A 12,475-nucleotide genomic window follows, 5' to 3' on the forward strand; every position below is an offset into this window, starting at 1 on the left:
CCTAAACGGCTGTTACGGCGTTAGAAATCTTTTGTCCGGTGCCTGATGGGCTATAATCGGAGTTCGGTTATCAACCCTGACGACAGGATGTTTCATGAAACGGGCCCTTATCACCGGAATCACTGGCCAGGACGGCTCCTATCTTGCGGAGCTTCTGATTGGCAAGGGCTATGAGGTCCACGGTCTCATCCGGCGCGCCTCCTCTTTCAACACCGGGCGCATCGACCATCTTTATCAGGATCCCCACACGGATAAACCGCGTCTGAAACTGCATTTCGGCGACCTTTCCGACAGTTCCGGCCTGCGCCGGGTTCTCGGCAAGGTCAAACCAGACGAAATCTATAACCTCGCCGCCCAGTCCCATGTCCGGGTCAGTTTCGATCAGCCCGAATATACCGCCGACATCGTTGCGACAGGCACATTGCGTCTGCTGGACGCGGTTCGGGACTATTGCCTGGAAACCGACGGGACCATCCGGCTCTATCAAGCGGGCAGTTCCGAAATGTTCGGAGCCGCCCCCTCGCCCCAGTCTGAAGCCACCCCCTTTCACCCCCGCAGCCCTTATGCCGCCTCCAAGGTTGCGGCCCATTGGTATGCGGTCAATTACCGGGAGGCCTATGGCCTTTTCATCGCCAATGGCATCCTGTTCAACCATGAAAGCCCACGGCGTGGGGAAACCTTCGTCACCCGCAAGATCACCCGCGCGGTCGGGCGCATCAAACATGGCCTCCAAGACAAGCTTTATCTAGGCAATCTGGATGCCCGACGCGACTGGGGCTTTGCCGGGGATTATGTCGACGCCATGTGGCGGATGCTCCAGCAGGAGCAAGCGGGTGACTATGTCATCGCAACGGGCCAGTCCCATTCCGTGCGTGACTTTGCTGAAACCGCCTTTTCCCTCGCCGGGCTGGACTGGCAGAAATTTGTCGATTTTGACCGCCGGTATGAACGGCCCGCCGAAGTGGACGATCTTAAGGGCGATCCTGCCAAAGCCAAGGCAGAATTGGGCTGGCAAGCAACGGTCCAGTTCCAGGAACTGGTGAAGATGATGGTTGATCATGACATGCGCCTGGCCGAGCGCGAGCGTCTTCTTGTGGATGCGGGCCATGGCGTGGAAAATCAGGGATTGTCCGGATGAGCCTTGCAAAAGACGCCGCCATCTTTCTGGCCGGCCATCGCGGCCTTGTCGGTTCCGCCATTTTGCGCCTTTTGGAGGCACGCGGGTATCAAAACATCATCACACGGTCACGCGATCAGCTGGACCTGGCCAACCAGGCTTCCGTACGAGATTTTTTTGAGCTGGAAAGACCGGCCTATGTGATCCTGGCCGCGGCCCGGGTCGGCGGCATTGAGGCAAACCGGACCAGGCCCGCGGAGTTTATTTCCGAAAACCTCGCCATTCAGGGCAATGTCATTGACCAGGCCTATCGGTCGGGCGTGAAAAAGCTGCTCTTCCTGGGGTCCAGCTGCATCTACCCGCGCCTGGCGGCACAGCCGATCCGGGAGGAAGCTTTGCTGTCCGGCCCGTTGGAGCCAACCAACGAAGCCTATGCCCTGGCAAAGATCGCGGGGTTGAAAATGTGCGCCGCCTACCGCCAACAATATGGTTTTGACGCTATCTCGCTCATGCCGACCAACCTTTATGGCCCCGGTGATAACTTCGATCTGGAGAGCAGCCATGTCATACCAGCCCTGATGCGCAAAGCGCATGAGGCGAAAAAGTCAGGTGCAGCCAGCCTCACCGTTTGGGGCAGCGGCCGGCCCCGGCGGGAATTCCTGCATGTGGATGATCTGGCCTCAGCCTGCTTGTTTGCCATGGATCATTACGATGAAGGCAGCCCCATGAATGTCGGAACCGGCCAGGATCTCTCCATCAAGCAGCTTGCGGAAGCCATCTGCCATGTGGTCGGATTTAACGGCAATCTGACCTGGGATGACAGCATGCCGGATGGCACGCCAAGAAAACTGCTGGATATCAGCCGCATGTCCGGTTTGGGCTGGCAGGCCTCCATCTCCCTGGAAGAAGGCCTTAAAAGTACCTATCAATGGTACTTGGACAACCAGACCTGAATGCTTCACGTCCCCGGCAGCGGAATGGATTCTTCCTCGCCCGGGACCGGGTCAAATCGTCCCACCTTCCAATCCTCCTTGGCCTGCTCAATGCGCTCCTTAGAACTGGAAACAAAATTCCACCAGACATGACGGCGGGTGGTGAAGGGTTCACCGCCGAGGATGACAATCCGCAGATCATCCACCGCCTTGATTTCCGGCGTTTCATCGGGACCGACATAGATGAACTGGTTTTCGTCAAACATCTCGCCATCCACACTGAAACGCCCCTTCATGCTGTAAAGCCCCGCCTCGCGATTGCCGTCGGGCAGCGGCAGGCTCTGACCCGCCTGTAAAGTGAAGTCGAGATAGAACATCGGCGAGAAGGTTTTCACCGGCGCTTCATGCCCGAAGGCTCCGCCCACCATCAGGCGGCAGGAAACGCCCTCAACCTCAAATGTCGGCAAGCTGTCCTTAGGATGATGGCTGAATTCAGGATCGGTCTCTTCATGCTCCTCCGGCAAAGCGATCCATAACTGCAAACCATTGAGATCATGCACGCCATTGCGCACCTCATCCGTTTCCCGCTCGGAATGAACAATCCCCCGCCCGGCCACCATCCAGTTGATATCACCCGGCCGGATTTCCTGCAGACTGCCCAGGCTGTCCCGATGCAGGATCGATCCCTCAAACAGATAGGTGACCGTCGCCAAACCGATATGGGGATGGGGGCGCACATCCACGCCCGTTCCCGGCTGGAAGCGCACCGGCCCCATATGGTCGAAGAATATAAACGGCCCGACCATGCGCTGGTCCTTGTGCGGCAGGACCCGGCGCACGCTAAATTCTCCCAGATCCGCTTCCTTGGCTTGCAACAGCTTGGTCATATTCTCTCTCCCTATGGGATCCTGCCTGTATATTTGATCATGTGAAGCGACTAGGCATCAAGCATTCTGACCCTTTTCTTCACTGGCTGTGATGGCCTGTCATGTCAAACAGCAGGAATTCGCCCTTTCCGTCGCTTGACAAAGTGATCGGATCCGCCCCGTCAAAGGCAATCCCGTCACCGGCCTGGACCGGTAGGTTATTCACGAAGCCATCCCCCTTCGCCACATGGATCCAGGTCAATCGGCCTTCGCGGGGCTTATGGGTCACTTCCTGGCCCTCGCTCAGCAGAGCAGCGTATAGATCCACATCCTGATGGATGACCACGGAACCATCGCGGCCATCCCGGCTGCCGACAAGACGCAGTTTTCCATCCTTTTCCGCCTCCGTAAATTCGATCTGTTCATAGGACGGTTCCAGGCCGCCGCGCTCCGGGATGATCCAGATCTGCAGGAAATGAACTAAGTCGGTCTTGGAATGGTTATATTCACTATGCCGTATGCCGGTCCCCGCGCTCATGCGCTGAACATCACCCGGCTTGATGATCGAACTGTTACCGATGGTATCCTTGTGTTCCAAAGCGCCTTCCAGGACGTAGGAGACGATTTCCATATCCTGATGCCCATGGGTCGGAAAACCGCCGGCCGGCGATACCCGGTCATCATTGATCACGCGCAGCGGGCCAAATCCTAGGAAATTAGGATCGAAATAGTTGCCGAAAGAAAAAGTATGTTTGCTGTTGAGCCAACCGAAATTGGCTGAACCACGGTCTTCGGCGTTCCGAATATGCATCATTGTCTGGCTCCTTGAGCAATATCTCTGTCCCTAACGCTTTTAAGATAATACGTCCTTCCATTTAATATAATTAGAGTTATTATCGACTTACTGTCGCATAATAAGGGACAATAAATGTGGATAAGTTGAGCGGTATCCGGGCCTTTGTCAGGGTCGTCGATGAAGGTGGCTTTGCCGCGGCGGCGCGACAGCTCGGCCTGTCGCGGTCCCAGATCAACCGGGCGGTCATCAACCTGGAAGAGGAAATGGGGGTGCAACTGCTGCACCGGACGACCCGGAAGGTAAGCCCCACCGCCACGGGGGAAAAATTCTATGATCGCTGCACATTCATCCTGTCCGACTTGGAAGAGGCCGAAAAAGAGGCGATGGATGTGCAGGCCAATCCCAAAGGCATCATGCGAATTAATGCGCCAATGACCTTTGGCACCATGCATTTGGGGCCTGCCATTGCTGATTTCATGGTGGCCTATCCCGAGATCCGGATTTCACTCACGCTCAGTGACCGTTTTGTCGACCCCATGGAGGATGGGTTCGACATGACCGTACGCATCACCCAACGCCAGGAACTGGCGGCATTGGTGGATCATGAGGTGATCGAGACCAGACGTGTAATCTGCGCATCGCCCGCCTTCCTGGAAAAATATGGCATGCCGGAAACATCGGCTGATCTGCGGGATCTGCCCTGCCTGCATTATGGTACGCTCGCAAAGGGGGCCAGCTGGAAGCTGCGCGGTCCCGATGGCGAGAAAAACATCGCGGTCAACGGCGTGCTTTGCTCCAACAATGCGGAAATATTGCGTGACGCGGCGCTAAAGGATCTTGGCATCACCTTGCTGCCGACTTTTACCATCGGCCCGGCCCTGCGCGACGGACGTCTTGTGCAGATACTGGATGATTACAAAGCGCCACCGATCTTCCTGACCCTGCTGTATCCCCCTAACCGATACCATTCGGCAAAGCTCAAGCTGTTGATTGATTTCCTCTATGACCGTTTTGGTGAAAACCCGGTATGGGAGCAAACCCGGCGACAGTGATCTAGCCCCCCCGGTTCGGCGTATCCAATCAATGAATGCTGAACCATCCCCGGGGGACATGATCTTGAAACTGCTGCCTGCCTTTTCCGCCGTGCTGATACCCCTCTCCGCCCTGATAAACGGGGCTTCTGGTGAGGTGATCCACCCAAACAGGACTTTCAAGGCTGCCGATGTGGTGACAATCCAGTTGGAAGCGTTGATGAATAACAATCTCCCACAACCGGATGAAGGCATTCGGCAGACCTGGGCCTTTGCCCATCCGGTTAACAGATCCGCCACCGGCCCGGTCGAACGTTTCTCCAATATGATCAAAGGGCCGCATTATCGGGAATTGCTGGAGCATATCAGCCACGACATTCAGCCCCTAGAATCGGATGACACGGTCGCGACCTTCGCTGTTGAGATTGTGAGCCGTTCCGGCCGCCGTCTTGGCTTTCAGTGGGTTGTTGCCCGCGTGAGCGAAGGGAAATATGCCGGCGCATGGATGACCATACAGGTTTCGCCTCCGGTGCCGCTGGGGCAAAATATATGAGTATCCGGTCCCTGATTCCGGTTTTCGCTGACCAGCTTTCCCCCGACCTGTCCTGCCTGCGCGCAGGCGACCCTGACCAAGATCATATCTTGATGATGGAAGTACGGGCAGAGGGAGATCAGGTCTGGCATCACCGGAAAAAGCTTGTCTATCTCTTTTCTGCCATGCGCCATCACGCCAGGATTCTGCGCCACATGGGCTGGAGAGTGGACTACATCGCCCTGGATGATCCGAGAAACAGCGGCAACTTCACCCAAGAGATCGGCCGGGCGGTCAACCGCCTGGGACCGGAACGAATCCTGCTCACCGAGCCCGGTGAATGGCGGGTAAAAACCATGGCCCAGTCCTGGCGCGATGATTTCAATATTCCCGTGGACATGCTGGAAGATGACCGTTTCCTCTGTAGCCATGAAGAATTTCAGGACTGGGCGCGCGATCGCAAACAACTGCGGATGGAATATTTCTATCGCGACATGCGGCGCAAGACCGGTCTTTTGATGAAGGGCAGCCAGCCCCTAGGCGACCGATGGAATTTTGATCCGGAAAACCGGAAAACGCCGAAAGAAGAGATGTGCTTTACTCCCCCGGCGGCCTTCCCCCCGGACAGCATCACTCGTGAGGTGATCGATCTGGTGACGCGGCATTTCCCCGACAGGATTGGTAAGATCCGCCCCTTCCGCATGGCGGTTGAGCGGGCGCAGGCAGAAGAAGCGGCCCGCCAATTCATTCAAACCGCTCTGCCCCGGTTCGGCGATTATCAGGACGCGATGCTGGGCGGCCAGCCGTTCATGGCGCATTCCTTATTATCCGCCTATATCAATACAGGCTTGCTGGAGCCGCTCAAGCTCTGCCGGATGGCAGAACAGGCATATCACGATGGTCACGCCCCCTTGAATGCGGTCGAGGGCTTCATCCGTCAGATTCTTGGCTGGCGGGAATATGTGCGCGGGATCTATTGGCTGAAAATGCCGGAATATGCGGGTTTGAATGCCCTTGATGCCCAACGTGACCTTCCCGGTTTTTATTGGACCGGTGATACAGGCATGTCCTGCATGCGCACGGTAATCAATGAAACCATGAACAGTGCTTACGCCCATCATATCCAGCGGCTGATGATCACCGGCAATTTCGCCCTGCTGGCCGGGATCAACCCCTATCAGCTTCATGAATGGTATCTGGCGGTTTATGCCGATGCCTTTGAATGGGTCGAAATGCCCAACACCATCGGCATGAGCCAGTTTGCCGATGACGGCCTCTTGGGGTCAAAACCCTATGCGGCCAGTGGCAATTACATCAACCGCATGTCCGATTACTGCCGAGGTTGCCTTTATGATGTGAAGGATCGGGACGGCCCTATGGCCTGTCCCTTCAACAGCCTCTATTGGCATTTTATGGACCGCCACCGTGACCGGCTTGCCGCCAATCCACGGCTGTCCAATGTTTATCGCAACTGGGATCGACTGGAGCCGGACAAACAATCCGCCTGCCTTTCAAGAGCCGAGACGGTTTTAGGGCAATTGAATACCGGCGGGTTATAGGAACAGCCGACCTAAAGGCCGCCGACCCGCAGATCCCCTAATTGCACTATGCGCCCCTGCATGATCTCCGCATGGATGGCCATATCAAGATTGCGTCCGGTGATAATCGTTGCGACCGGCCCGTTTACGGGGGGAAGTTTTCCCGCCAGTAAAGCGGCCACGCCAACCGAACTGGCTCCCTCACAGACGATCCGGTCCTCGAAATAGAGGCTGCGCATGGCGTGATAAATTTCTTCCTCAGTCACCAGGATCACATCATCCAGATAATCCCGGCACAAAGGGAAGGACAGGCGGTTTTCCAGCCCAATGCCACCCCCCAGCGAATCCGCCAGACTGGCCACTTCTTCAACCTCCACCGGATGACCGGCAGCGAGGGAGGCCTGCATGGCCGCCCCCCGGTCCATGGAAAGGCCGATCACCTTGATCCTGGGTTTCATTTGTTTCAGCGCAAAGGCCACACCGCCTGCCAGCCCGCCGCCAGAGAGCGGTACCAACACCATGGCAAGATCCGGACAATCCTCCAGCATTTCAAGGGCGATGGTTCCCTGCCCCGCGATGACATAAGGATCATCAAAAGGGGAGATTTCCACCAGCCTTTCTTCGCGCACCAACCGCAAGGCCTCTTGCTGAGCATCATCCTGGGACCGGCCGGTGATCCGGCATGTTCCGCCCAAGGCCTCAATCCCATCAATTTTGGCCTGCGGCACCAGTTCTGACATGCAGATTGTTGCCGGGATCTGCCGTTTGTTGGCGGCATAGGTCACGGCACGGCCGTGATTGCCGGTCGAACAGCATGTGACCCCTTTGACCTCCCCTGTCAGATTAAAGATCGCATTGGCCGCCCCCCGCAGCTTAAAAGCGCCCATGGGCTGGGTCATTTCCAGTTTCAGCAGGAAATCCCGGCCAGCCAACATGCCGTGCCGCGGTGAGGGAACCAATGGCGTGTGCAAAGCGGTGCCCTTGATCGTCTCGCGCGCTGCCCGCACCATTTCTAGGGTGAATTCTGTCATGTCCCTGTTTCTCCCGCATAGGCTTTCAGCCGGTGGTAACTCATGGATATATGGCTGCGCCAGATATGGCCGACACTTTGATAGTCACCCACTTCCATCGCCTGCAGCAATTCCCGGATTTCCGAGCGGAACCGCCGGATCTCCGCCTGGAGATGCCTTTCCGGCAGAATGGTTAGCCAGTTCCTGGTGGTCAAAAGCTGCATCCGGATCGTGATATCGCGCAAATGCGCGTTTCCGATTATCCCGGCCATTTCAAAAAAATGATCCAAGCTCAGCCGGGCAAAGGCTTTCTGGTCCGGTTGTTCCACCAGATCGCCGGCCCGGACGATCATCGCCCGGATCCGGTTCAGCCCCGCCTCGCTCTTGGTGATAGGGTCCAGTCGGCCGGCAATCTCCGCCAGTTCGATCCGCAATTTGTATACTTCTTCCAATTCCTCAAAATTGGTTTTGGTGACAAAGGTGCCAACCCCATGGCGGCTTTTAACCAGCCCTTCCGATTCCAGACGCGCCAGCACAGACCTCAATGGTGTGCGGCTGATACCGAACTCTTCCGCCAATTCTTCTTCAGACAGACGGTCGCCCGGCACATAATCCAGCAGGCAGATTCTATCCCGGATTTCGCCGTAGATGCGGTCCGCTCTCTGCTGTGACTTGGTTTTTTTCTGTCTGGCCATGGTTTTGGCGGTCTGCCTCCTTGAGTTATTGCCCTTTTTGCATAGCGCCATGTTGTATATGTCTCAAGAAAAAACATTCGCTCATATGCAATTTTTTCTTGATTTGAAGCTTTGTTGTACACAACATGGCAAAACGGACATACAGGGAGCCCATGTGAAATGCCGGAAATCATCCTGCTGAATGAGCAAGAACTAAGGCACAAAGTGCCGCTCGATAATCAAGCGGTCCAGATTGTTGAAGATGCCTTTGCCAAGCTGGCCACAGGCGGCGTCGTCATGCCGCCGATCCTGTCGATGGCAATTGCAGAGCAAAATGGCGAAGTGGATGTGAAAACCGCCTATGTGCCGGGTCTGGATGGCTTTGCGATCAAGGTCAGCCCCGGCTTTTTTGATAATCCCAAAATCGGCCTGCCCAGCTTGAATGGCATGATGATGTTGCTGTCGGTAAAAACCGGCCTGGTCCAGGCGCTGCTGCTGGATAACGGCTATCTGACCGATGTCAGGACCGCCGCCGCCGGGGCCGTTGCGGCAAAGGCGCTTGCCCCGGCCCAGGTGACGACCGCCGGCGTGATCGGCACCGGCCTGCAAGCGGAATTACAGATCCAGGCACTGAAACTGGTGCGGGATTTTGAAAAACTCACCGTCTGGGGCCGGGACAGGGCCAAGGCGGAAGCCTATGCCATGCGGATGGAGGGCCTGCTTGGCCTGCCAGTGCAGGTGATGGAAACGGTCGCCGAAGTTATCGCCGCTTCGCAATGCGTTATTACCACGACCCCCTCTTCAAGCCCCCTGATCACGGCGGATATGCTCCATGAAGGCCTGCATATCACCGCCATGGGTTCAGATGCCGATCATAAAAATGAACTGGCACCGGATGTCTTGTCAAAAGCGGATCTTTTCACCTGCGACCGGCAGAGTCAGTCCGCTGCCCTTGGCGAATTGCGCTCGGCCATCAAGGCCGGTGTCATCGACCAGGGCCAAACCATCCCTGAGTTGGGCGATATCCTGGTCGGCAAACATCCGGGACGTGAATCGGATCAAGCGGTCACGGTCTGCGATCTGACAGGGACCGGCGTCCAGGATACCGCCATCGCCACACACGCATTCTCCCTTTGCCGCGCGTCCGGCATCGGCACCCTCTTCCAGGCCTGACAGGAACCATATCAATGACCAGCATTGCCAAACTCAATTTCACCCGTGCAGAATATGAAACCCGCCTGAGCAAGACCCGAAACGCCATGCAGGCCAAAGGGATCGAGCTGCTGATTTCCTCCGATCCTTCCAACATGGCCTGGCTGACCGGCTATGACGGATGGTCCTTTTACGTGCATCAATGTGTGATTGTGCCGCTGGACGGTGAACCCATCTGGTTTGGCCGTGGGATTGATGCCAATGGGGCGCTGCGCACCGCTTTCATGGACCCATCCAATATCCTCAGCTATCCGGATCATTATGTTCAGTCCCCGGAACGCCACCCGATGGATTACCTCTCCGGCATCCTGGAGGAAAAAGGCTGGGGCAGGCTGCCAATCGGCGTCGAGATGGATAACTACTATTTCAGCGCCGCCGCCTTTGCCTCCTTGCAGAAGAACCTACCCAACGCCCGTTTCATTGACGCCACCAGCCTGGTGAAATGGCAGCGCTCGGTGAAATCTGCACAGGAAATCACCTATATGAAAACCGCCGCGCGGATTGTGGAAAAAATGCATGCCCGCATTGTCGAGGTGATGGAGCCCGGCATGCGGAAAAGCGACCTGGCCGCCGAGATTTATCATACCGGCATCCGCGGGACCGAGGAGGCCGGCGGCGATTACCCGGCCATCGTGCCTTTGATGCCGACCGGAGCCGATGCCGCCGCCTGCCACCTGACCTGGGATGACAGCCGCCTGGAAAAGGGGGCAGGTACATTTTTTGAAATTGCCGGCTGTTACAAACGCTATCACTGCCCGCTTTCCAGAACCGTTTACCTGGGCAAGCCATCCCAGGCCTTTCTGGATGCGGAACAGGCGGTTTTGGAAGGGATCGCCGCCGGGCTGGAAGCTGCCAAGCCCGGAAATCAATGCCGTGACATCGCCGGCGGCCTGTTCGGCGCACTCAAAAAACACGGCATCGAAAAGGACAACCGTTGTGGTTATTCCATCGGTCTTTCCTATCCGCCGGATTGGGGCGAGCATTCCATGAGCCTGCGCATGACGGACGAGACCGTGCTTGAACCCGGCATGACTTTCCATTTCATGCCCGGCCTCTGGTTTGATGATTGGGGCCTGGAGATCACAGAGAGCATCCTGATCACGGAAACCGGCGTAGAATGCCTGGCCGATGTGCCACGCAAGCTTTTCATCAAGGAATAGGATGATGAACGAAAATCGCCCCTCCCCGATCACCTCAACGGTGGATTTCCAGGCCGAAGGCAAGGCCCACGGTTTTTTGAAACTGCCCTATTCCCATGATGAGAGCGCCTGGTCCAACATCATGATCCCGATCACTGTGGTCAAGAATGGTGAAGGCCCGACCGCATTGCTGACCGGGGCCAACCATGGCGACGAATATGAAGGGCCCGTGGCCCTTCACCGCCTGGCCCAGGAACTGGAGCCAACCCATATCACCGGCACGGTCATCATCGTGCCGGCGATGAATTACCCGGCCTTCAAGGCCGGGACACGAACTTCGCCCATCGACAAAGGCAATATGAACCGCCTGTTTCCAGGACGCCCCGACGGATCGGTCACCGAAAAGATCGCGGACTATTTCCAGCGTTTCCTGCTGCCGCTGGCCGATTATGTGGTCGACATTCATGCGGGCGGCAAAACCCTGGATTTCGTGCCTTTCGCCGCCGCCCATATCCTGAGAAACAAGGAACAGCAGGGCCGTTGCCATGCCGCCATGGAGGCCTTCGGCGCCCCCTATTCCATGGTATTGCTGGAAATGGATGCGGTTGGCATGTATGACACCGCCGCGGAAGAGATGGGCAAAGTTTTTGTCTCCACCGAACTGGGCGGCGGCGGCTCTTCAACCGCCCGGTCCAATGCCATTGCATGGCGCGGGGTCCGTAACATTCTGGTCCATGCCGGTATCCTGCTTGACGAGATGGATGGTCATGACAGCATCCGCCTGGATATGCCAGATGCCGCCTGTTTCATAACATCAGAAAGCAACGGTCTGTTTGAGATCTGCGTCGACCTGGGCGAGGCGGTCGAGGAAGGCCAGTTGATTGCCCGCATACATGATGCCGAGCGCACCGGAACCGCGCCGACCGAATACCGGGCCAAACGGTCCGGCATCCTGGCGGCCAGGCATTTCCCCGGCCAGATCAAGATTGGTGACAGTCTTGCGGTGATAGCGGAAATTGTGGAATAGAACCATGAAACTGGACAAGCAGGACATCAGAATTCTGGCCGCCCTGCAACGGGATGGCCGCATGACCAAGACCAAGCTTGCGGAAGAGGTGTTCCTCTCGCCTACCGCCTGCTGGGAACGGCTAAGAAAGCTGGAGGATGCAGGGATCATCGCCAGCTACCATGCCCGGATCAATCTGGAACGTTTTATCAAACCGACCACGGTCCTGGTGGAAGTGACATTGAAACGGCATCAGGCCCAGGATTTCCGGATCTTCGAGGAAGCCATCCAGGAGATCCCCGAAATCATCGAATGCCATGCCACCGGTGGCGGAATCGATTATCTGCTGAAGATTGTGGCGCCGGATGTGGACCATTACCAGCGGCTGGTCGACCGCCTGCTGGAAACGGATATCGGGATTGACCGCTATTTCACCTATATCGTCACCAAGCTGGTGAAAGAAGCCCCTGCCACCCCGATAGAGCTGCTGCTGGAACAGCAGCTGTAATGGCCTGGCGTCGGCTCACTGAGCTAGTCCCCGGAAATCGGACAGTGACGTAAGCTACAGAAGAGTGTTTTCTGATCTCAACAATGGAGATCAGTTATGTCCAAACGGAAACAG

General features: G+C 56.7%; 13 protein-coding genes. 9 read left to right on the forward strand and 4 right to left on the reverse strand.

Translation table 11 applies throughout. The features are described 5' to 3' along the window. Positions 1 to 94: 94 nt before the first annotated feature. On the forward strand, positions 95 to 1,138 hold the full coding sequence (gene gmd / locus DFP90_RS21730; protein ID WP_115939489.1) for a GDP-mannose 4,6-dehydratase: 1,044 nt from the start codon (positions 95 to 97) through the stop codon (positions 1,136 to 1,138). Further along, entirely contained in the window at positions 1,135 to 2,070 is a 936-nt protein-coding gene (locus DFP90_RS21735) for a GDP-L-fucose synthase family protein (protein WP_115939491.1), read from the forward strand. The genes gmd and DFP90_RS21735 overlap by 4 nt, the downstream gene beginning before the upstream one ends. A 5-nt stretch (positions 2,071 to 2,075) precedes the next feature. Here DFP90_RS21735 and DFP90_RS21740 read toward each other — a convergent pair whose 3' ends face one another. Together DFP90_RS21740 and DFP90_RS21745 are read right to left on the reverse strand one after the other, a co-directional pair. Then, positions 2,076 to 2,936 carry a pirin family protein gene (locus DFP90_RS21740; protein WP_115939493.1) on the reverse strand — a complete coding sequence of 287 codons (861 nt, stop codon included), beginning with the start codon at positions 2,934 to 2,936 and terminating at the stop codon, positions 2,076 to 2,078. A gap of 79 nt (positions 2,937 to 3,015) precedes the next feature. Next, positions 3,016 to 3,729 (reverse strand): pirin family protein, encoded by a 714-nt coding sequence (locus DFP90_RS21745; RefSeq protein ID WP_115939495.1) that lies wholly within the window; start codon positions 3,727 to 3,729, stop codon positions 3,016 to 3,018. A gap of 116 nt (positions 3,730 to 3,845) precedes the next feature. Between DFP90_RS21745 and DFP90_RS21750 the strand changes: the two genes are divergently transcribed. The 3 genes from DFP90_RS21750 to DFP90_RS21760 all read left to right on the forward strand — a co-directional run bounded on the left by DFP90_RS21750 (position 3,846) and on the right by DFP90_RS21760 (position 6,833). After that, positions 3,846 to 4,763, forward strand: a complete 918-nt coding sequence (locus tag DFP90_RS21750; RefSeq protein ID WP_115939497.1) for a LysR family transcriptional regulator — start codon at positions 3,846 to 3,848, stop codon at positions 4,761 to 4,763. Between the two features lie 64 nt (positions 4,764 to 4,827). Beyond that, positions 4,828 to 5,295, forward strand: coding sequence for a DUF4864 domain-containing protein (locus DFP90_RS21755; protein WP_147301100.1), 468 nt, complete (start codon positions 4,828 to 4,830; stop codon positions 5,293 to 5,295). Further along, entirely contained in the window at positions 5,244 to 6,833 is a 1,590-nt protein-coding gene (locus tag DFP90_RS21760) for a cryptochrome/photolyase family protein (RefSeq protein WP_245957146.1), read from the forward strand. Before DFP90_RS21755 ends, DFP90_RS21760 begins: the two co-directional genes overlap by 52 nt. Positions 6,834 to 6,844: 11 nt before the next feature. On the opposite strand, the gene eutB is transcribed toward DFP90_RS21760, so the two are convergent. After that, on the reverse strand, positions 6,845 to 7,843 hold the full coding sequence (gene eutB, locus DFP90_RS21765) for a hydroxyectoine utilization dehydratase EutB (RefSeq protein ID WP_115939503.1): 999 nt from the start codon (positions 7,841 to 7,843) through the stop codon (positions 6,845 to 6,847). Beyond that, positions 7,840 to 8,517, reverse strand: coding sequence for a GntR family transcriptional regulator (locus tag DFP90_RS21770; protein ID WP_115939507.1), 678 nt, complete (start codon positions 8,515 to 8,517; stop codon positions 7,840 to 7,842). The genes eutB and DFP90_RS21770 overlap by 4 nt, the downstream gene beginning before the upstream one ends. Before the next feature lie 159 nt (positions 8,518 to 8,676). Between DFP90_RS21770 and DFP90_RS21775 the strand changes: the two genes are divergently transcribed. From DFP90_RS21775 to DFP90_RS21790, 4 genes are read left to right on the forward strand one after another with little or no spacing between them, the layout of a single operon-like run. Then, positions 8,677 to 9,669, forward strand: coding sequence for a cyclodeaminase (locus DFP90_RS21775; RefSeq protein WP_115939509.1), 993 nt, complete (start codon positions 8,677 to 8,679; stop codon positions 9,667 to 9,669). Positions 9,670 to 9,683: 14 nt separating this feature from the next. Next, entirely contained in the window at positions 9,684 to 10,868 is a 1,185-nt protein-coding gene (gene doeA / locus DFP90_RS21780; RefSeq protein ID WP_115939511.1) for an ectoine hydrolase DoeA, read from the forward strand. A gap of 1 nt (position 10,869) precedes the next feature. Continuing rightward, a complete protein-coding gene (gene doeB / locus DFP90_RS21785) occupies positions 10,870 to 11,874 on the forward strand; it encodes a N(2)-acetyl-L-2,4-diaminobutanoate deacetylase DoeB (RefSeq protein ID WP_245957147.1) in 1,005 nt (334 codons plus the stop codon). A 4-nt stretch (positions 11,875 to 11,878) separates the two neighbouring features. Beyond that, on the forward strand, positions 11,879 to 12,361 hold the full coding sequence (locus DFP90_RS21790; RefSeq protein WP_115939513.1) for an Lrp/AsnC family transcriptional regulator: 483 nt from the start codon (positions 11,879 to 11,881) through the stop codon (positions 12,359 to 12,361). Positions 12,362 to 12,475: the final 114 nt, after the last annotated feature.

The organism is Aestuariispira insulae, from assembly GCF_003385955.1.
Taxonomy (GTDB): Bacteria; Pseudomonadota; Alphaproteobacteria; order UBA8366; family Aestuariispiraceae; genus Aestuariispira; species Aestuariispira insulae.